The organism is Ruminococcus sp., from assembly GCF_019417665.1.
Taxonomy (GTDB): Bacteria; Bacillota; Clostridia; order Oscillospirales; family Ruminococcaceae; genus Ruminococcus_C.
Genome location: NZ_DXUU01000021.1, coordinates 1 through 20,064 on the forward strand (window position 1 = coordinate 1; position 20,064 = coordinate 20,064).

The following is a 20,064-nucleotide window of genomic DNA, read 5'->3' on the forward strand; positions in this document are numbered from 1 at the left end:
TCTATTATACCATATTTGTAGCTCAATGGGAAGATTTAATCAGTGTTTCCTTAATATAAATTGACAAGTTGTCAAGATAAAATAAAAGAAAATTCAGCCGACTCAAAAGCCGGCTGTTTGCATTTAGAGCCTGTTCAGCATCTTTTTCGCACGTCCTTTCGGCAAATTTTGCCGTTAACTGCGTCGAAAATCCTTGCCATACGTCAGTATGCCTGCGGATTTTTTCCTTGTAAACGACAAAATTATGCTCGAAAATCCGCACATAAAAAGATACTGAACAGGCTCTTATACAGAAGTTTCTCTTCGTATCAGAATAGGTGTAACTACCTTGTGAATCGGTTCTGCAAGGGGAGCTGGACGACGTTTTTTCCTTTCGTCCATTTGACTGACAAGCAGTTCCATGGCTTCGTTTGCTATTACTTCGATCTGCTGTCCCACGGTGCTTATGGGAATGATTGCTTCTTTTGAGATCGGCGAGTTGTCAAATCCAACGATCTTGTATCGGTCAGGCAGACAGCCATATTTTTTGATGATAATATTCAGAAGAATATTGGCATGAGTATCATTGGGCATAAAAACCCCTACCTTTTTATCAGAGTACAGTTCTTCCAGTTCTTGAAACAGTTTGGTTATACCAGCATAATTTTCCTCAAAATTGCTTCCGACTTCTGTCAGAATAAGTCTGTGATTGATACCATGTTTTGTACAAAAATCTGTGAAACCCTGAATTCTTCCATATGACGGAATTTCCGGTGTCAGATGAGAATTCACATGAATCACAATATCACAGCCACTTTTTACAAGAAGACTTGTCGCTTGAACAGCACCCATGTAATTGTCCGTATTAACACTGCAAATGTATTTGTCCTCACGTTCGATCGCTACGATCGGAATATTGTATGAAGCCAATTCTTCCGATGGAATGGTATGACTTAATATGATCAGACCTTCGATATTATAGGAAATCAATTCACTAATGTATTTTCGTTCTGTTTCTTTCTTTTCATTTCCTGCAAAAACGATAAATTTATAGCCGCTTTTTTCATAGGTTGAAATAATTTGGTTCAGCATTTCAGAATAATAATGCATATAAAGATTTGGAATAATCACACCGACGATTTCAGTTTTTCCATTTGCAAGAACCTTAGCAAGTTTGTTTTCTTTATAATCCAATGTTTTTAAAGCTTCAGCTATTTTTTCCTGATTTTCCAGTGTCAGTGAATCAGGATTATTAAAATATCGGGAAATTGTGGTTTTTGAAAATCCGGTATATTCTGCTATATCTGCAAATGTCACTTTCTTTTTAACCATAAAATCAGACTCCTTTACTGTATTTATTATAGCACTTTACTTTTTCAATTGCAACAGAATAACCGGTTACATAACCGGTTTTGTGAAAAACAAACAAATTTAGCTATGGTTCTTTATACTTTCTGATGAAATTTGAAAATACCTCTTGACAAGTGCCGTGATTTGTATTATGATATAAGCATAAAGTAACCGGTTACTTTACCGGTTATGAAACGGAAAAAGCAAATTTTATACAAGGAGGCTTATGAATATGAAAAAGAAATTGATATACAGTGCTGTTGCAATTTCTCTTGCAGCGTTCAGCCTGACCGGATGCACAAAAAACATAAAGCCGGGTGATATTGCCGGATTTGATGAGGGCGAGGAGTATCTGAGCATCTGGGTACATAGCATTGAAGAAACGCCGGAGGGCGAAGCTTATCGTCAAGCCGTTGACAGTTTTAATGAAACATACAACGGAAAGTATTTTGCGGATATTGAGTTTATCCCCAGAAATGACAGCGGCGGCGGTTATTCCGATAAGGTAAACGCTTCGGTTCTGTCAGGAGATCTGCCGGATGTTCTGACAGTTGACGGACCGAATATTGCAGCGTATGCAGCAAATGGCATCATTCAGCCTCTTGTGCCTCTTAGTGATGAAGAAAGAGCTGTTTATCTGGACTCGATTCTTGAACAAGGTACTTACAATGATCAGCTATACGCATTGGGGGCAATGGAATCCAGCGTCGGACTGTACTACAATAAAGATATTATTTCCGAGGCAGGGATCGAAATTCCTGATCCTGACGATCCTTGGACATTCACGGAATTCCTTGGGATTCTTGAACAGCTGAAACCGATTATGGACAGTAAAAATGGTTATCCGTTGGATATGACATTTCCTGTCGGTGAAGCGAGCATTTACTATTATGCGCCGTTTATCTGGTCAAACGGAGGAGATTTTGTCAGTGAAGACGGTTTGACAGTAGATGATATCTTTAATTCTGAAAAAAATGCCTCTGCAATGCGTTATTTCAAAGGACTGGTCGATAAAAAGTATATGTCCGCCGTACCGATAGAGAATCTTTTTGAAAGCGGCCGTGCAGCATTCAAATTTGATGGCGCATGGGAAGTGAATACGGTTTATCAGAGTTATCCTGATGTCGATCTTGGTGTTGCACCATACATTGTTGGGGATGACTGGGACGGCGGAAATTATACGCCAACCGGCTCATGGACATATGCAGCATCTTCGGAAACAGATAATATTGAAGGTGCAACAGAACTTGTCAAATGGATGAGCGGTGTAAAAAGCGGACTTGTACTTTTTGAAAAAACCAAAAGTCTACCGTCTACTTATGCAGCGTATGAACAAATCAGTTTGTTCTCAGAGGATGAAAATTATAAGGCGCTTTATGAACAGCTGAGGGACTATGGGCATCCACGTCCGAAAACACCTGCTTATCCTCAGCTTAGTTCCATGTTTCAGCAATCCCTTGAAAATATTGCACTGAGCGGAAAAAATGCTGAGGAACAGCTTGATAAGGCAACAGAACGTATCAATGATAAACTTGAACGATATATCAGGGGGTAAGATTATGAAAAAAAGACGTTCCAATGCCGTGATGGGAATGTCATTCTTTACACCGGCATTGATTTTGATGATTGTATTTTTATTTGTTCCAATGATTTTAACTGTCGTGTACAGCTTTACGGATTACTTTGCACTCAGTCCGGATAATACGCACTTTGTAGGACTGGAAAATTTCAAAAAAATATTCAAAGACGAGCTTTTCACAAAGTCATTCTGGAATACAGTTGGATTTGTTGCGATCATTGTTCCGCTGCAAGGTCTTGGTTCTCTGGGACTTGCACTGTTGGTCAATAAGGTTACGCATTTCAAGAAATATTTTAAGGTCGCATTCTTTATACCAGTAGTTATGTCGCTTGCAGTAGTATCTACGCTTTGGATGCAGATTTACAGTCCTGAAGGCATTATTAATACCATTCTCGGTCACCTTGGAATAGATGCACAGCCGTTTATTCACAGTGCAAAGCAGGCACTTCCTTCCATTGCGCTTATGAGCGTATGGCAGGGCGTTGGTTATCAGATGATTATTTTCTTAGGCGGTTTGCAGGCAATCAATCCTGCGCTTTATGAGGCGGCTGAAATGGATCACGCAAGTGCATGGCAGAAGTTCAAGGATATCACGCTGCCGGAATTGAAACCTCTTTGCATCTTCGTTTTCATTACGATCACTATCGGTGCATTCCGTATGATCGTCCAGCCGATGGTTATGACAGGCGGAGGACCTTCAAATTCTACCTATACTTTGGTATATGACATTTATGAAACCGGTACGGTAAACTGGGAGATAGGTCTTTCCTCGGCAATGGCAGTCGTATTCGTTGTATTCGTTATCATTCTTACAATTATTCAGAATGTTCTGACAAAGGATAAGGAGGAGAAGAAAAAATGAAAACGAGATTTCAAAAAATCAACGGCTGGATTCTGACAGTTGTTATGCTGATCATGTCGCTGTTCTTCTTATTTCCGGTTGTGTGGATGCTGGCAAATTCATTCAAGGGGGATGCAGCCATTACTGCTGATATGAACTCCGCTGCCGCATTTATTCCTCCGGCACTGAATGGAAGCTTCTTCGATAACTATATTACGATTATCACAGATACAAGCTTTCTGCGTTATATGCTAAACACACTGTTCTATGCAGCAATTCTGATTATTCTTGGAATTGTGGTCAACGGATTAGCAGGATATGCCCTTGCAAAAATAAAATTTCCCTTTGCCGATAAATGGCTTCTGATTATCATGATGCTGATGATCATTCCGTCGGAAACGATCATCACAATCAACTTTCTGACCGTTGCCAAATTGGGACTTCTGAATAATATTATCGGCTATGTTCTTCCAATGATCGTCAATCCGTTTAATATTTTCCTGTTTCGTCAAGTGTTTGTCAGTTTGCCGGACGATATTTATGAAGCTGCACAGCTTGATTATTGCAGTCCGCTGAAATATTTCTTCACAATGGTTTTGCCGATGTCAAAAACGGTTGTGGCAACTGTAAGCGTATTCACTTTTCTGGGTGTATGGAACGACTATCTCTGGCCGTCTCTTGTATTCACATCAAGTGATTTGCTGACTGCGCAGATCGGTCTGAACTCTATTACATCCAATGATAACACAACAATGGGACAGACGCTTGCAGTTATTACTATGATCACGATTCCGGTTATTATTATTTATTCACTGTTCTCGAAGCAGATCGTCGAGGGCGTTGTATCAACAGGTTCTAAGGAGGGCTAAGTTATGAGCTTTATTGAAATGAAAAATATCTGCAAAAAGTATGCAGGTGCAGACAAAAACAGCGTTACAGACTTTAATTTGAACATAGAAGAAAAAGAATTCATTGCTTTTGTCGGACCTTCCGGCTGCGGAAAATCCACAACACTGCGCATGATCGCAGGCTTTGAGGAAATCACTTCCGGCGAACTGAAAATCGGCGGAAAGGTGATGAATGAAACTGCACCCCGTGACAGAGGAATTGCAATGGTATTTCAGAATTATGCGCTTTATCCTCACATGACAGTAGAAAAGAACATTTCTTACGGACTGAAAAATATGAAAGTTCCGGCTGATGAGATCAAGAAAAAAGTGGATTGGGCAGTGAGAATTCTGGGACTAGAGGAATACCGCAAAAGAAAACCGAAGAATCTTTCCGGCGGTCAGCGTCAGAGAGTGGCTCTTGGACGTGCAATTGTGAAGAATCAAAAGGTATTTCTCATGGATGAACCCCTTTCCAATCTTGATGCAAAGTTGAGAGTCAGCATGAGAAATGAAATAAGCAAGCTTCACAGAGAACTGGGAAGTACCACGATTTATGTTACCCACGATCAGGTTGAAGCAATGACAATGGCAGACAGAATCGTCATTATGAAAGACGGTATCATTCAGCAAGTGGGGAAACCTATGGAACTGTACGAGCACCCTGTCAATAAATTCGTTGCCGGTTTTATCGGTTCTCCCCAGATGAACTTTTATGATGTGACAGTCAATGGTAATACAGTGCAGTTTGCAGACGGCAGCAAAATCACACTTCCCGAAAATATTATTGCAAAGCTTGGCGGTAAAAAAGACGGTCTGATTCTTGGTATCCGAGGAGAGGATATCAAGCTTGACGCTCAGAATCTGGACTTATATAAAGATTCCGTTCAGCAGGCTGTTGTGGAAAATACAGAGGTGATGGGTAATGAAAACAATCTTTATTTCACATTCGGTGGTGTAAATACTGTTGCAAGAGTGTCGAAATATGAGATAAGTCATGTCGGCGACAGCATTGAATTTATATTCTCACCTGCACGAATTCATTTCTTCGACAAAACAACAGAAGAAAGTTTGTTTTAAGGAGGTACAGTATGCAGCGTATTCATCTCAGAGCACCGAAAGGCTGGATAAACGATCCGAACGGATTTATATATTACAAGGGAAAGTATCACCTGTTTTATCAGCATTTTCCCTATGCTTCACAGTGGGGAAGAATGCACTGGGGTCATGCAGTAAGCGATGATTTAACAAACTGGAAGCACCTTGATATTGCACTTTTCCCAACGAAGAAAGATGACAGTGACGGCTGTTTTTCGGGCAGTGCAGTTGAACACAACGGAAAGATGCACTTATTTTACACCGGTGTGAATTATACCGAACATGACCCGCAAAATGTCAATTGTTGTTTGAATGATAATTTTATTTCAGCACAGCTGCACATCAGTTCCGAGGACGGATTCGCCTTTGATAATTTTGGCGGAAAGACAACTGTAATTCTTCCGCTTACAGAATCTGAAATCGGCAATAAAACGCATACCCGTGATCCGAAAGTCTGGAAGGGCAAAGATGGGAACTGGTATATGATACTTGGAAGTACAGTAGATCATGTAGGCAGAGTCCTGTTTTACAAGAGCAGCGATTTAGTGAACTGGAAATACATGAATTATGCTTCTTGCAATAATATGGGCTGGATGTGGGAATGTCCCGACTATTTTGAAACAGATGGTCAAGGTGTTTTTATTTTTTCGCCGATGGACGAAGAAAGGGGAAATCAGGCTGTATGTACATTGGCTGAGTTCAATGAAGAAAACTGCAATATGAAAATTTATGAGAATTTTCAGCATCTTGATTACGGACTTGATTTATATGCGCCGCAAAGCACTACCGATAAGGACGGCAGGAGAGTTGTTATCGCATGGCTGAGAATGCCTGAGCCTATGGAAAATAACACAATTGGGATGTTTAGTATTCCAAGGCTATGTGAAGTGAATCATAATCATATTTATTTCAGACCGCATCCGGATATTGCAGGAAAATTCACAGTAAAAACAAACTTTCCGGACATGAGCAAGCCCTTTGTGATAAAAACGGAGATTTCAGATAATGAATGTATCAGTATTGGCGGTTATCGTATCAAACGTAAAAATGGGAAAATCATTACTGACAGAAACGCGGTTATCAGAGGGCATATGGAACTGAAAAATGTCTGCGAAACGCCTGAGTTGAAAGATGGATTTTCTCTTGAAATTTATGTGGACAGAAATATTATCGAGGTTTTCGTCAACAACGGCGAATATGTGATTTCCAGTGCAGTTTATGATCTGACAGATGAAATCATCTGCAATCAAAATACAGAAGTTTATGGATTGGAGGAATAATCATGCCTGAATTTGATGTATGTGCTTTAGGAGAGCTTCTGATAGATTTTACAGAAAACGGCATGAGTCAACAGGGAAATCCAATTATGGAGGCAAATCCCGGCGGAGCGCCATGCAATGTTCTTGCAATGCTGACAAAACTTGGATATCAAACCGCATTTATTGGTAAGGTTGGAAAAGATATTTTCGGCAGACAATTGAAAAAAGTGGTTTCCGAAATTGGTATTAACATTACTGGACTTGCGGAAGATGAGAAAGTCAATACGACGCTTGCGTTTGTGCATACTCTTGAAGGCGGTGACAGAGAGTTTTCCTTTTACAGAAATCCCGGTGCAGATATGATGCTTAGTGAATCTGATGTGAATGAAGAACTTATTGAGAATAGCAGAATATTTCATTATGGTTCGCTATCTATGACAAATCCGGTGTGTGACGCTGCAACCAAAAAGGCAGTGGCAATTGCTGAAAAAGCAGGTTGTATCCGATCGTTTGACCCAAATCTGAGGGAGAATTTGTGGAATGATCTTGATACTGCAAGAGAGAAGATCGAGTATGGATTGCAGCATTGTGATATTCTGAAAATATCTGATAACGAAATTCAGTGGCTGACCAATGAAACGGATTTTGATAAAGCAATTGCAAGCCTGAGAGATAAGTACAATATTCCTCTGATTCTACTGTCACTGGGGAAAAACGGCAGCAGAGCTTATTCAAAAACAGGATATGCCTTTGTACCGATCACGCCTGCTGAAACAATTGAAACGACCGGTGCAGGCGACACATTCTGCGGCTGCATTTTAAGCAAGGTTTTGGAGTATGGCATAAAGGATTTTTCGAATGAAGAATTATCGGCGATGCTTGTTTTTGCAAATACCGCTGCGGCAATTGTTACAACGAGAAAAGGTGCTTTGAAAGTAATGCCTGGACGTGATGAGATTTATAAATTTGCAGAGATAGGCAGATGAATACAAAGGAGAATATCATGAAAGAAGTAAGTATTCGGTTGAATACAGTGGATGATGTCAAGATGTTTGTTAGTGCAGTAATGAAATATAACTGTAACTTTGATATCATATCAGACAGATACATTGTTGATGCAAAATCAATTATGGGCATTTTCAGCATGGATTTAAGTAAACCTTTCATTCTGAGAATTGATTCTGAAAATGATAGAGAAATTACTGAAATTGAACATGATATTTTTCCGTTTATGGCTATAAAATAACTTCTTAGCAATGTTGCTGTTCAGTTTAAAAATATATAAGGATAGAAATTCCAATGAGATGAAAATTCAGTGCAACTCAGGCGTTAAGACATCGAAAAAAGCCATAATTAAAAATAGAATACAGAAATTATATTGTTAGAGCATAACAGTTCAGCGAAACAGCTTGGATGGTTATGCTCTTTTTATTGGTTTTGTTATTCATATGCAGCCGAAATGCCAGTTCTGCAAAAGAAAAATAGCTGTAATAGATGCCATTGACGGGAGAACAGGATAGGACGTTTGGATTTGCTTTACACTGCTTACAGGATTAGCTTTACAGAATCTATTGCATCAATTTCAGAAAAGTGATATAATAGAAGTGTAATATTTTTCAGATACAGGAGGAATCTACTATGAGTAGGAAAAATTTTGGCGCAAAGGCTTACAGCTATCCGCAGCCGGTTTTCATCATCGCAACTTATGACGAAAACGGAAATCCCAACGCTATGAATGCTGCATGGGGCGGCATCAGCGAGGAAAAAGAGGTTTCGGTTTGTCTGTCGCCGAATCACAAAACCTGCAAGAATTTTGCAGTTACTGGAGCGTTTACGATCAGTATGGCTGATGTAGCTCATATTGCAGGATGCGATTATGTTGGAATTGCTTCCGGCAATAACACTGAGGATAAATTTGCAAAAGCCGGATTCACTGCCACAAAAAGTGAACTGGTGAATGCACCGATCATCAATGAGCTTGCAGTATGTATGGAGTGCAGGGTGATCAGCTATGATGAGGAAACCTGCATTCTCAAGGGCGAAATTGTGAATGTCAGCGTGGATGAATCTGCATTGACAGACGGTAAGGTGGATGTCAGCAAGGTCGCTCCGATTTGCTTTGACCCATTTAATAATGCCTACCATGTGATTGGCGAAAAGGTCGGCGATGCCTGGGGCAGCGGAAAGAGTCTGATATAATACTATTCTCCGTGAAATTATGCCGAATACAGTAAGAGGAACAATCAAATGAGCGAATATCAACCACCATTTCATATGGCGGACAGTGTTGTGTTTGTAGAGCTTATGCTTGAAATCATTCGTGACACGCTGAACGGATACAACGGTTGTTGGTCGGTCAATCGATCAAGGCAGCGACCAAGTGACCGACCAACAGATTGCTTGCTGTGTTAGGAAATGGGGAACTTTCAGAGCCTGTTCAGTATCTTTTTATGTGCGGATTTTCGACGCAGTTAACGGCAAAATTTGCCGAAAAGACGTGCGAAAAAAGATGCTGAACAGGCTCTCAGCGGCTGAGATCATGAAGCGTCTTGAATTGTCGCATCGTCCGACCTTCAGGAAGAATTATCTGACTCCTGCTCTTGATAAGAAATTGATTGAACGTACAATTCCTGATAAGCCAAATAGTAAAAATCAGAAATATCGGAAGAAGTGATGCTGAAATGAATTTTTTAACTTATGAAAGCAAAATAAGCTGTATCGATGATAATGGCAAAGAAGTGGGAAAGATTATTTTTCCGAAAAGAGAAAATAATGTTTATGAGATAAAATCAACAAAGGTTGATGAATCCATGCAGGGGCAGGGCATTGCAGGAAAACTGATGCGTCTTTGTCTGAATGAAATCAATGCAAGGGGCGGAGAAGTAAAAGCCACTTGTTCTTACGCACAAAAATATATTGAGAAACATGGTTTGCGTCCACTTGTGATATGTCATATGGTGACTTCGATAGACGGAAAGGTGACTGGAGATTTTCTCTTTGGAAAAATCGGCACACAGGTAAGCGAGACCTACTACGAATTGAACAGAAAACTGAAAGGCGATGCCTTTGCCTGCGGTCGGGTAACAATGGAATCCAGTTTCACCAATGGCTTCAAGCCGGATTTATCAGGGTTTTCTGATGAGGATATTCCGTATGAGGATTATATTGTTCAGAAGCATCATTATTATGCCGTTTCATTTGATCGGTATGGTAAAATTGGCTGGACAGACAGCAAAACTCACGATGATGATCCTGGTTATGATGACTGCCATATCATTGAAGTGCTGAGTGAAACGACATCAAAGGAAGTGATGGCATATTACAGAAAAATCGGTGTGTCATATATTTTTGCAGGCAAAGATGATATCGATTTGAATGTTGCTCTGAATAAGCTTTATAGCATTTTCGGAATCAAAAATTTGCTGCTTGAGGGTGGAAGTATCATCAATGGTGCTTTTGAACGAGAGAATCTGATTGATGAATTGAGCCTTGTTGTTGCTCCGATCGTTGCCGGTGAAAATAGTAAACCACTTTTTGAAAAGAGTGCGATGCAGGAATTTTTCTTGTTGGATGTAAAGGTTCAGCCAGATGGTTCGGTTTGGCTTAGGTATCGGAAATAAAAAGTAAAACCGCTTGTGAAATTCAATTTTTTCACAAGCGGTTTTATGTCTCACAATTTACATAACAATTACGCATAGTAACAGTCTGGATTTGTGATTCACTTGACATGCTGTACAAAAAAATAGTACGATGAAATCAGGGAGTAACTTTGTATGTTGGATAAATTTTAAAATACACAGGAGGAAAGCGATGCCGTCATCAAAAGCAAATATCATCTGTCTGCTGCAAATTCTATGGGAATATTCCGATACAGAGAATATACTCAGTATGAAGGACATCAAGTCAAAAATGAAACTGTTGTATGATAGAGAAATCGACCGCCGGACAGTTTATGATTGTCTGAACGCACTGAATCAACTTGGCTATGATGTTTCTATGTTTGAAGAAAATAAAGAGGGGTATTATCTGCGGGGAAGAATGTTTGATGTCAGTGAAGTGCGGCTGTTGGTGGATAGCGTTTATGCAAACAATACAATTCCAGCCAAGCATTCTGCGCAGTTGATTCAAAAACTGCAAAATCTGGTGAGCAAGCCGAAACGCAAATTGTATCATTCCCTGATGATTTGCCGTGACCATGCGAAAACACCGAATAAAGAAACCTTTTACAATATTGATATGTTGGACAAGGCGATTGCCGAGCAAAAGAAAGTATCCTTTATCTATACAGAATATGGTTTTGACAAGAAACTGCATCAGAAGGGCAGTCATCGTCACATCGTTAGCCCATACAGTATGGCGATCTATGATGGGAGTTATTATTTGATCTGTGGTTGGGACGATGTGGAAGAACCTCGTCATTATCACATCAGCAGGATAAAGGATATTCAGCTGATGGAGGAAAAATCACAACCTATGCCTGCTAATTTTCACTTGAATGAATACATACAAAATGCAGTGTTTATGTACAGCGGAAAACCTGAACGAATCAAAATGAAATGTCACAAGTATATTCTGGATCAGGTTATTATGCGATTCGGAACGGATATTCAGATTGTACCCAACGATGATGAAACTTTTACAGCATCATTTTCTGCCAATCTTAATGGTATGTACGTCTGGGCGCTGCAGTTTCTGGACACCTGCGAGATACTTCAGCCGCTGGAGCTGAGAGATCGGATTTGTAAGGTTGTAAAAGATTCACCTTATAAGTAGGCTTGTACAGATTTTTGTATAGGTGGGCATGTTATAATAAAGTTATTGTAAAAACGAAAGGAATACTATTATGATTTATGAAATGAAAGAAGCGTACATTGAGTGCTGCAAAAAAATTCTTGAAGGAATTTCAAAAGATGAAAATCTTGACTTTAAAAGATCTCTGCCTATTTGCATTTTAGATGCAGTTTTTTCAATTGGAGCCAAGTATTCTTCCACCAGAAATGTTTGGCAAAGATATCTAAATTATTATAATTTGGAATTAAAAACTTTTGCTGAAATAGATAATGGAGAAACAGATAAGAGTGAGCACACGATCTCTGATTTTTTGCATAATGCAGAACAGTTTGATGATGTTGAAGCATTTGCGAGTGAGGTTTTGAAAAATAAGCAAAGGACGTCTCCAAAGAACGGTATTTTAAAGGCACAGGCATCACTGGAAGTTGCACGTATTATGAAATTAAATAATATTGACACGGTAGGAGACTTTCAAAATTTTAAAGATAACGAAAATCTAAATAAACAAATTTGTTCTGTACGTGGACAAGGAAGCGGTATCATGCTTCGCTATTTATATATGTTAGCAGGAGATGCAAATTTGTGCAAACCTGACCGTTGGTTAGAACGCTTTATTCATAATTATTATCCTGATATACAATTTGAGGATATTCAGTCATTAATGGCTCAAACAGTTTTAGTACTTCAAAAAGAACGTCCTGAAATTACAGTAAGAATGCTTGATAATGCAATATGGAAATATCAGACCAAAAAATAAAAACTTGAATCTAATAATCGAACTATATCTATATATAATTTGTACAATTAACTTATTTGAATTTATACAAAACAGAGAATTTTCAAAAATCCGCCCGAATCTTCGGAAACAAGCTTGACAGTATGATATGATTTAGCCAGCCTGAAAGGCAAATCAATTGAATCATTGGAGGTAACAGTCATGAGCAAAAGACTCACTCTGCAGTTCCAACCTAGCAGGAGGCTCACTCCGCAATCCACTAACTCATATTCGGGAAATCAGACGATTGCCGCTGATCTGAACCGTTTAAAGCATCATGACGAACGGCGTATAGAACGCAACGCAGTGGAATCAGGACATTATTACATACTGGAAATCGTTCGACCGGATACCCGTGAAGCAAGAAGTCGCTGGGGACTGGACGGCACACGTAATATCAATGGCGTTTCCAGAGTTGTCAGCCGTCAGAGGATGTATGTTGCAAACGTGTGGAAAAGCGGAAATGAAATACGTTTGGAATGCCGTGGGTATGATAATTTCGGCAGATGTGATGATGGCATTTTCGTGTATTATCAGACACCAATGTCCATTCATCAAAGTAGCACATTTGTGCTGTCACTGACTCGTTTGGACTAAGAAAGGGAGGTTGTTATGATTTTTATCACAGGAGATTTACACGGACATCATGACATACACAAGTTTTCCACTGACTGTTTTACTATACAAAAAGAACTGACACGTTCAGATTATGTCATTATCTGCGGAGATTTCGGTTTGTGCTGGTGTGATTCTGCGGAAGAAAGATACTGGCTGAAATGGCTTGACAAAAAGCCTTGGACAACCCTTTGGATAGACGGGAATCACGAGAATTTCGATATGCTGAAGGCTTATCCGATAGAGGAATGGAAAGGCGGCAAGATTCAGAAAATCACAGACAATATTCTTCATCTTTGTAGGGGAAGTCTGTTTGAGATTGACGGAAAACGTATCTTTGCATTTGGCGGTGCAGAAAGTCACGACAAGCAATATCGCAAACCTGGTGTTACCATGTGGGAAGAAGAATTGCCAAATGAGGAAGAAATGGAGCACGGACGACAGGTACTGGAATCTGCAAATTGGAAAGCGGATATCATCATTACCCATTCGCTGCCAAATCGCATACAAGAAGATTTGTTTTCTGATATGTATTATCAGAAAAATAGACTGACGGATTTTTTCGACGAGCTTGATGAGAAAACAAATTTTGAACTATGGTTCTCAGGTCACTATCATCATTCCGGGTGGTATGACAAAAAGCATATACTGATCTATAATGATATTATAAAGCTCACGGATACAGGCATTGAAAGAGTGTATCCAAAAGGGTAGTGTACAGGAGTGATTATGAAAAAAGGCGTATTCTGGATCATAGATGGTGAACTGCATTCCTATCCCTTTGACGGTACACAAACAGGCGGCATTGCCAAATCAGGCGATACCTACAATCATAAAAAGTTATGGGAATTCGTAAAACCGAAAGGCTGCAATAAGCCGTATAATTACTATCCGAGGGGAAGAGTGGAGATTACAAACAAGAGCAAGCCTGTGATTTATATGAATCCGAATATAGATTCTGATCACATTGAGGGAATTAAGAATGACTTTGAAATTTTAACTGATATTTGCATTCGTTATGATTACAGCGAGCATTATAGGTGTTATCTGGATAGGTAAACGAAAGAAATGTAAATTGATAGGAGAAATTTTATGTATATAACTGTTTATTCCAGAGAAGAAATTGAAGCAATTATTTCTAATGATGAATTTCCTGCAAACACAGCCGTTATCAGCTTTTACGACCCAGCGATCAAACGTATTGATAAAGATTATACTCATGTAGATTACAGCGGTGTATGCGACCATGTTTTTTACAGTGAACTTGATGATCTTGATTTAGAAGTCCTCAAAGACAGAGGATATACCTATGATACTTACTTTTCTGAAGCCGATGAAATAGCAAAGTTTGTTTATCAAGCATATAGCAGTGGAATGGATATCATCTGTCAGTGCGAGTATGGTCAGAGTCGAAGTGCCGGCTGTGCTGCTGCGATTCTGGAGCATTTTTATCATACTGGAATTTCTGTTTTTGCAGATTATAGACGTTACCCGAATCAGGTAGTGTATCATAAGATTTTTGATGCACTGGAAAAATACAAGAAAACTCGTCTGTATAGGCATAAAATGTGAAGCGAATTTATCAGTGATGTTATCGAAGATCTTTTAGAGCCTGTTTAGTATCTTGTCGTGCATGGATTTTTGAGTGAATTTTCGCTGATTTCAAGGCGAAAATTCGCAGGCGGGCTGTCGCCCGGCAAGAATTTTTAACGCAGAAAGCAGTAAAATTCACCGAAAAGACATGTGCGAAAAGATGCTGAACAGGCTCTTACTGTTTCCACAAACCTAAGCACATCTTCCGGCGCATCAAAGCTGTAAAGCAGACCGTAAGGAATGCTGTAGTCCCAGTTTACTGGAATGGAAACAAGTCCGGGGTGAACCTCCTGCCAGCATTCAATGGTCAGCAGAACCTTTCCAGTTTCCGCACAGCGGTTGAATACAGATAAATCGTAAAACTGCGGTGTGTCCTCAATGTGAATCTTCGGGTGATACCTTTGCAGATGATTTAAAAAAACATCAACTGATAATTTTATGAGCTGCTGTACCTTGCAGAAAGGTGCGGCAGCTCTTTTTCAGTTTAAAAACAGTTTAACAATATTTTATCTCCGGTTGAAGCATAGTTTCAACTCGTTTGAACTATCTGATGTATTATGAAGAAAACAAACGATAAAGGAGTAATTCATCATGAAAAAAATTCTGACTTTTCTTCACGGTTTCTGCATGGCACTGGCTGATAGTGTTCCAGGAGTATCCGGCGGAACAGTGGCGTTTTTGCTGGGATTTTATGATAATTTTGTAGGTTCGCTGGACGATTTGATTTCCGGCACAAAGGAAAAAAGAATTTCCGCAGTAAAATATCTGATAAAGCTTGGTATTGGCTGGGTAATCGGATTCGGACTTGCAGTGCTGATTCTTGCGAATGTGTTTGAAACGCATATTTATCAGATTTCTTCACTGTTTATGGGATTTATTATTTTTGCAATTCCTGTTGTGATTATCGAAGAAAAAAGCTGTCTGAAAGAAAAAATCAGCAGAATATTTTTTGTCATGATAGGAATTGTGCTGGTATCTGCCATTACATATTTCAATCCGGTCGGCGGTGGGAATGGCATGGATTTAAGCAGCCCGAATATTTTAACATTTGTATATGTATTTGTCTGCGGAGCAATTGCAATTTGTGCTATGATTCTGCCCGGAATATCAGGTTCAACGCTGCTTCTGATTTTCGGAATTTATCTGCCGATTGTCACAGCAATTAAGGATATTCTGCATTTTGATTTTCATTCGCTGCCAATTGTGATCGCATTTGGGCTGGGCGTGGTTACTGGAGTCATATTCATTATCAAGATTATCAGAAAGGCTCTTGATAAGCACAGAGCAGCAACGGTTTATCTTATCATCGGGCTTATGCTGGGTTCGCTTTATGCAATTGTAATGGGTCCGACTACTCTTGATATACCGCAGCCAGCGCTTTCTTTTCCTACATTCAGCTTTGTATTTTTTATCATTGGCGGTGTTGTCATTATGGGGATGCAGGCGATGAAAATTGTGTCTGCAAAGTCAGAACAGATTGACGAAACAATGTCAGAGTGATATAATAAATTTATTATGATTCATGAAGTGAGCTGATTCAGCTATGACGATAAAAAAACGGCTGTTTATTTCCAATACCCTGATGCTGGTCATTCCGGCATTGGTCAGTATCCTTATAATTTTCATATCCCTATTTCTGTTTATGAATTTATTTTATAAGCAGCTTATGAACGAAACAGGAAAGGAAAACAACCTTTCGTACATCCATGAACTCCTTGTGGAACAGTCAAAGGAATTCCTTGGCAGTAAAGAAGATGTATCGGATTCTAAACTATATCATACGGTTGAAAAATATCTTACATCTCAAGAAATAAAGCTGGAAATCTATAATGATAAAGGAATTGTTTGCACCATAGGTAGTAGCAGTCAAACGGAGGCTGTGCTTGTTTCAGCAATGGAAAGTTTAGGCGGTGAGGGAAGTGTTTCCATGAAGGGCAGTTGCCTTTATGGAGAAAAAATTTTCGTAGATGGTAAAACATATCATATTTTAATTTACAGCAGTAGTAATATACAAGAAAGCGACTACAATGAATTTCTGGTAAAAAATATTATTGTAATTCTTTGCATCATGATTATTGTAGCGGTAATTGTCACAAATCGCTTTCTTACAAAGTTTGTTTTCAAAAAAATAGAGGCACCTCTGGATATTCTCACAGATGGTGTTCATCAGATTCGTGACGGAAATCTGGATTATCGTATTACATATAGCGGAAAGGATGAGTTTCAGAGTGTCTGTGAGGATTTTAACGATATGGCAGCAAGATTAAAGGAATCCGTGGAAATTACGCAGAAAAATGAACAGAACCGTAAGGAACTGATTGCTGGAATCTCTCACGATCTGAGAACGCCGCTGACTTCAATTAAAGCGTATATTGAGGGATTGCTAGAGGGTGTTGCGGCAACACCGCAGATGCAGCAGAAATACATGAAAACCATTCTTGTCAAAGCAAATGATATCGACCGCATGGTAGACAAGCTGTTTCTGTTTTCAAAACTTGATCTTGGTGATTGTCCTTTTTATCCGGAGAAACTGAAAATAAGACAGGAAATTCGCTCTATCGTCACATCAAATGAAAAGGAATATCGGGAAAAGGGAATGCAGATTTTTTGCAAAGATATTCCGCAGGAGTTGGAGGTTTATGCTGACCCTGTTCAGCTGCGCAGTGCCGTTACCAACATTCTGGAAAACAGTCTGAAATACAAAGACAGCGAAACAGTAACTGTAGAGATTTACTGTGAAAATTCGGCAGAAGATGTAAGTGTTATCATTGAGGATAATGGCCCCGGAGTTCCGCCGGAGGCATTGCCGAAGCTGTTTGATGTATTTTACCGCAGCGATCCGTCAAGGAACAATCCAAACAAAGGAAGCGGACTAGGGCTTGCCATTACTGCAAAAATTCTGAAACGTTTCGGCGGTTCGATTCATGCGGAAAATTTGCAGCCAAAAGGTTTGCGTATCGTGATGACAATTCCAAAGGAGGGACAGCATGAATAAAATTCTGATTATAGAAGATGATATTGCCATTGCTGAAATTGAACGTGATTATCTTGAAATCAATGGGTTTGAGGTAATAATTGAAACTGACGGTGTAAGTGGAATGAATACGGCGTTACAAGGCGGTTTTCAGCTGATTCTGCTTGATCTGATGCTACCGCAGATAGACGGTTTTACAGTCTGCCGAAGTTTGCGTGAACATCTTGATATACCTATTCTTATGGTAACAGCAAAAAAAGAAGATATTGATAAGATCAGAGGTCTGGGACTTGGTGCTGACGATTACATCGTAAAACCTTTTTCACCCGGAGAACTTGTTGCAAGAGTGCAGGCACATATTGCAACTTACAACAGACTGAAAGGCGGTATACGGGAGATTCAGCCGGAAATAACAGTAGGCGCTATTCGTATCAATCCGAAGTCACATCGTGTATTTGTAAAGGAAAAAGAAATCAGTCTTAAGAATAAGGAGTATGAACTGCTGCTTTTTCTGGTGACAAATGCGGACATGGTTTTCGATAAGGAAACGCTGTATGAGCGAATCTGGGGCATGGACGCTGTCGGCGATAATGCAACAGTAGCAGTTCATATTAACAGGCTCCGTGAAAAAATTGAGGACGATCCTTCCAGTCCGCACTATATTGAAACAGTGTGGGGTGCGGGATATCGTTTCAGAGCGTAGGTGATGTGCTGTGTGGATTACATTTGCATTTGGTTCAGCTCTTTTTGCCGGAGTTACTGCCGTGCTTGCAAAGATTGGAATCAAAAATACAGATTCCACAGTTGCTACGGCGATCAGGACGATTATCGTTCTGATTTTTTCCTGGATTATGGTTATGATAACCGAGGCTTATCAGGATATTGACAGCATTTCGGGAAAAACTCTGCTGTTTCTGATATTGTCAGGACTTGCAACCGGAGGCAGCTGGCTTTGTTATTTTAAGGCTTTGCAGATTGGCGATGTGAACAAGGTTGCACCCATTGATAAGTCAAGCACAATACTGACAATGCTGCTTGCTTTTCTTGTTCTCGGAGAAAAATTAAGTACACTCAAAATTATTTGTATGCTGCTGATTGGTATCGGCACTTATCTTATGATAACGAAAAAGCAGTCTAATAATGAAACAAAAGGCTGGGGCTGGTTATGGTACGCTGTGCTGTCAGCAGTATTTGCAAGTATGACATCGATTCTCGGAAAAATCGGGATAAGCGAAATTGATTCTAATCTTGGTACTGCCATAAGGACAATTGTTGTGCTGATTATGGCATGGCTCATGGTTTTCGTAACAGGGAAACAAAGTGAAATCAAAGCTATCAGTAAACAAAATATGCTGTTTATCTGCCTTTCCGGATTGACCACCGGATTGTCATGGCTTTGCTATTATAAGGCTTTGCAGGATGGTCAGGCAAGTGTAGTTGTGCCGATTGATAAGCTGAGTATTCTGGTAACGATTGCTTTTTCTTACTTTGTGCTGAAAGAAAAGCTGACGAAAAAATCCATGATTGGACTTGTTCTGATGACTGCGGGAACGCTGCTGTTGGTAAAATAAAGGATGATTAGTATAAAAAAGAGAGGAGACTCATGATGTCAACGATTACGGATATTGATTTTAAAATATTAAATCTTATTCAAGAGTATTTTTCATGCAGTTTCTTAAACTTTTTAATGCCTAAAATTACATTCCTCGGCAATGGAGGATTGATTTGGATTGTAATGGCAATCATCATGTTGTTTTGGGCAAAGTATAGAAAAACAGGAATCATGGTTGGCGTAGGTTTGCTGGAAGGTGTTATCATTGGTAATATTCTGTTGAAGAATCTGATAGCAAGAGAACGCCCCTGCTGGATCAATGAAACAGTAAATATATTGATTTCTATACCTCAGGATTACTCTTTTCCATCGGGACATACCCTATCCTCTTTTATTGCAGCAACAATTATCATGCACACTGATAAGCGGATGGGAATTGCAGCTTATATGCTTGCTTCAATGATTGCATTTTCAAGATTGTATCTTTATGTGCATTTTCCTACAGATGTTCTGGCAGGTGCACTGCTTGGAATTATAATCGGAATCGTGAGCAGCGTCATTTCAGATAAAATTTTTTCATCTGTAGAAAAACGGACATCACAATGAGTTTTATCACGCCGCCTGATATCTGTCTATTTTAGATTTTGGATATTTTCTGACTGTACCTTTCTTAACAATTCCAATTTGAATTGTTAGAGAAAGATGCAGGGTATTTGACGGTTACCGCCTTTCAAGGCGTGGCCTGCATTCTGAGCCTTTATGGGTTGTTTA

The 20,064-nt window shown here is 39.5% G+C and carries 22 protein-coding genes; 21 read left to right on the plus strand and 1 reads right to left on the minus strand.

What is annotated here, in order from left to right:
- Positions 1-285: 285 nt before the first annotated feature.
- The gene (locus QZ375_RS07070) at positions 286-1,311 is read right to left on the minus strand and encodes a LacI family DNA-binding transcriptional regulator (protein ID WP_295217337.1); all 1,026 of its coding nucleotides are present in this window, start codon (positions 1,309-1,311) and stop codon (positions 286-288) included.
- 250 nt (positions 1,312-1,561) lie between these two features.
- Between QZ375_RS07070 and QZ375_RS07075 the strand changes: the two genes are divergently transcribed.
- The 21 genes from QZ375_RS07075 (at position 1,562) to QZ375_RS07175 (ending at position 19,899) form a co-directional block, all read left to right on the plus strand.
- A complete protein-coding gene (locus QZ375_RS07075) occupies positions 1,562-2,884 on the plus strand; it encodes a sugar ABC transporter substrate-binding protein (RefSeq protein WP_295217339.1) in 1,323 nt (440 codons plus the stop codon).
- 4 nt (positions 2,885-2,888) lie between these two features.
- Entirely contained in the window at positions 2,889-3,770 is an 882-nt protein-coding gene (locus QZ375_RS07080) for a sugar ABC transporter permease (RefSeq protein WP_295217341.1), read from the plus strand.
- Positions 3,767-4,618, plus strand: coding sequence for a carbohydrate ABC transporter permease (locus QZ375_RS07085; protein WP_295217343.1), 852 nt, complete (start codon positions 3,767-3,769; stop codon positions 4,616-4,618). Before QZ375_RS07080 ends, QZ375_RS07085 begins: the two co-directional genes overlap by 4 nt.
- A gap of 3 nt (positions 4,619-4,621) precedes the next feature.
- A complete protein-coding gene (ugpC, locus tag QZ375_RS07090; RefSeq protein WP_295217345.1) occupies positions 4,622-5,716 on the plus strand; it encodes a sn-glycerol-3-phosphate ABC transporter ATP-binding protein UgpC in 1,095 nt (364 codons plus the stop codon).
- Between the two features lie 11 nt (positions 5,717-5,727).
- On the plus strand, positions 5,728-7,014 hold the full coding sequence (locus tag QZ375_RS07095) for a glycoside hydrolase family 32 protein (RefSeq protein ID WP_295217347.1): 1,287 nt from the start codon (positions 5,728-5,730) through the stop codon (positions 7,012-7,014).
- 2 nt (positions 7,015-7,016) lie between these two features.
- Positions 7,017-7,979: a carbohydrate kinase gene (locus QZ375_RS07100; RefSeq protein ID WP_295217349.1), complete on the plus strand. Its 963-nt coding sequence runs from the start codon at positions 7,017-7,019 to the stop codon at positions 7,977-7,979.
- 17 nt (positions 7,980-7,996) lie between these two features.
- Positions 7,997-8,239, plus strand: coding sequence for an HPr family phosphocarrier protein (locus QZ375_RS07105; protein WP_295217351.1), 243 nt, complete (start codon positions 7,997-7,999; stop codon positions 8,237-8,239).
- A 392-nt stretch (positions 8,240-8,631) separates the two neighbouring features.
- Positions 8,632-9,192, plus strand: coding sequence for a flavin reductase family protein (locus QZ375_RS07110; protein ID WP_295217353.1), 561 nt, complete (start codon positions 8,632-8,634; stop codon positions 9,190-9,192).
- A gap of 340 nt (positions 9,193-9,532) precedes the next feature.
- Positions 9,533-9,667, plus strand: a complete 135-nt coding sequence (locus tag QZ375_RS14275) for a Fic family protein (RefSeq protein WP_365728581.1) — start codon at positions 9,533-9,535, stop codon at positions 9,665-9,667.
- Entirely contained in the window at positions 9,609-10,613 is a 1,005-nt protein-coding gene (locus QZ375_RS07115) for a GNAT family N-acetyltransferase (RefSeq protein WP_295217355.1), read from the plus strand. Before QZ375_RS14275 ends, QZ375_RS07115 begins: the two co-directional genes overlap by 59 nt.
- A gap of 190 nt (positions 10,614-10,803) precedes the next feature.
- The gene (locus tag QZ375_RS07120; RefSeq protein WP_295217358.1) at positions 10,804-11,766 is read left to right on the plus strand and encodes a WYL domain-containing protein; all 963 of its coding nucleotides are present in this window, start codon (positions 10,804-10,806) and stop codon (positions 11,764-11,766) included.
- A gap of 70 nt (positions 11,767-11,836) precedes the next feature.
- Complete coding sequence (locus QZ375_RS07125; protein WP_295217360.1) at positions 11,837-12,541, plus strand: hypothetical protein; 705 nt, start codon at positions 11,837-11,839, stop codon at positions 12,539-12,541.
- Between the two features lie 180 nt (positions 12,542-12,721).
- Positions 12,722-13,156, plus strand: a complete 435-nt coding sequence (locus QZ375_RS07130) for a hypothetical protein (RefSeq protein ID WP_295217362.1) — start codon at positions 12,722-12,724, stop codon at positions 13,154-13,156.
- Between the two features lie 15 nt (positions 13,157-13,171).
- Positions 13,172-13,888, plus strand: a complete 717-nt coding sequence (locus tag QZ375_RS07135) for a metallophosphoesterase (RefSeq protein WP_295217364.1) — start codon at positions 13,172-13,174, stop codon at positions 13,886-13,888.
- 15 nt (positions 13,889-13,903) lie between these two features.
- Positions 13,904-14,233, plus strand: coding sequence for a hypothetical protein (locus tag QZ375_RS07140; RefSeq protein WP_295217366.1), 330 nt, complete (start codon positions 13,904-13,906; stop codon positions 14,231-14,233).
- Positions 14,234-14,266: 33 nt separating this feature from the next.
- Complete coding sequence (locus QZ375_RS07145; RefSeq protein WP_295217368.1) at positions 14,267-14,746, plus strand: hypothetical protein; 480 nt, start codon at positions 14,267-14,269, stop codon at positions 14,744-14,746.
- Positions 14,747-15,358: 612 nt separating this feature from the next.
- Positions 15,359-16,267, plus strand: coding sequence for a DUF368 domain-containing protein (locus QZ375_RS07155; protein ID WP_295217371.1), 909 nt, complete (start codon positions 15,359-15,361; stop codon positions 16,265-16,267).
- 43 nt (positions 16,268-16,310) lie between these two features.
- Entirely contained in the window at positions 16,311-17,762 is a 1,452-nt protein-coding gene (locus QZ375_RS07160) for a HAMP domain-containing sensor histidine kinase (RefSeq protein ID WP_295217373.1), read from the plus strand.
- Positions 17,755-18,444: a response regulator transcription factor gene (locus QZ375_RS07165; RefSeq protein ID WP_295217375.1), complete on the plus strand. Its 690-nt coding sequence runs from the start codon at positions 17,755-17,757 to the stop codon at positions 18,442-18,444. Before QZ375_RS07160 ends, QZ375_RS07165 begins: the two co-directional genes overlap by 8 nt.
- Before the next feature lie 10 nt (positions 18,445-18,454).
- A complete protein-coding gene (locus QZ375_RS07170) occupies positions 18,455-19,312 on the plus strand; it encodes an EamA family transporter (protein ID WP_295217377.1) in 858 nt (285 codons plus the stop codon).
- Between the two features lie 35 nt (positions 19,313-19,347).
- The gene (locus tag QZ375_RS07175; RefSeq protein WP_295217379.1) at positions 19,348-19,899 is read left to right on the plus strand and encodes a phosphatase PAP2 family protein; all 552 of its coding nucleotides are present in this window, start codon (positions 19,348-19,350) and stop codon (positions 19,897-19,899) included.
- The last annotated feature ends 165 nt before the right edge of the window (positions 19,900-20,064 follow it).

Coding starts and splice junctions, on each gene's coding strand:
- QZ375_RS07070 (WP_295217337.1), bottom strand. CDS start 1,311: ATGGTTAAAAAGAAAGTGACATTTGCAGATATAGCAGAATATACCGGA.
- QZ375_RS07075 (WP_295217339.1), top strand. CDS start 1,562: ATGAAAAAGAAATTGATATACAGTGCTGTTGCAATTTCTCTTGCAGCG.
- QZ375_RS07080 (WP_295217341.1), top strand. CDS start 2,889: ATGAAAAAAAGACGTTCCAATGCCGTGATGGGAATGTCATTCTTTACA.
- QZ375_RS07085 (WP_295217343.1), top strand. CDS start 3,767: ATGAAAACGAGATTTCAAAAAATCAACGGCTGGATTCTGACAGTTGTT.
- ugpC (WP_295217345.1), top strand. CDS start 4,622: ATGAGCTTTATTGAAATGAAAAATATCTGCAAAAAGTATGCAGGTGCA.
- QZ375_RS07095 (WP_295217347.1), top strand. CDS start 5,728: ATGCAGCGTATTCATCTCAGAGCACCGAAAGGCTGGATAAACGATCCG.
- QZ375_RS07100 (WP_295217349.1), top strand. CDS start 7,017: ATGCCTGAATTTGATGTATGTGCTTTAGGAGAGCTTCTGATAGATTTT.
- QZ375_RS07105 (WP_295217351.1), top strand. CDS start 7,997: ATGAAAGAAGTAAGTATTCGGTTGAATACAGTGGATGATGTCAAGATG.
- QZ375_RS07110 (WP_295217353.1), top strand. CDS start 8,632: ATGAGTAGGAAAAATTTTGGCGCAAAGGCTTACAGCTATCCGCAGCCG.
- QZ375_RS14275 (WP_365728581.1), top strand. CDS start 9,533: ATGAAGCGTCTTGAATTGTCGCATCGTCCGACCTTCAGGAAGAATTAT.
- QZ375_RS07120 (WP_295217358.1), top strand. CDS start 10,804: ATGCCGTCATCAAAAGCAAATATCATCTGTCTGCTGCAAATTCTATGG.
- QZ375_RS07125 (WP_295217360.1), top strand. CDS start 11,837: ATGATTTATGAAATGAAAGAAGCGTACATTGAGTGCTGCAAAAAAATT.
- QZ375_RS07130 (WP_295217362.1), top strand. CDS start 12,722: ATGAGCAAAAGACTCACTCTGCAGTTCCAACCTAGCAGGAGGCTCACT.
- QZ375_RS07135 (WP_295217364.1), top strand. CDS start 13,172: ATGATTTTTATCACAGGAGATTTACACGGACATCATGACATACACAAG.
- QZ375_RS07140 (WP_295217366.1), top strand. CDS start 13,904: ATGAAAAAAGGCGTATTCTGGATCATAGATGGTGAACTGCATTCCTAT.
- QZ375_RS07145 (WP_295217368.1), top strand. CDS start 14,267: ATGTATATAACTGTTTATTCCAGAGAAGAAATTGAAGCAATTATTTCT.
- QZ375_RS07155 (WP_295217371.1), top strand. CDS start 15,359: ATGAAAAAAATTCTGACTTTTCTTCACGGTTTCTGCATGGCACTGGCT.
- QZ375_RS07160 (WP_295217373.1), top strand. CDS start 16,311: ATGACGATAAAAAAACGGCTGTTTATTTCCAATACCCTGATGCTGGTC.
- QZ375_RS07165 (WP_295217375.1), top strand. CDS start 17,755: ATGAATAAAATTCTGATTATAGAAGATGATATTGCCATTGCTGAAATT.
- QZ375_RS07175 (WP_295217379.1), top strand. CDS start 19,348: ATGTCAACGATTACGGATATTGATTTTAAAATATTAAATCTTATTCAA.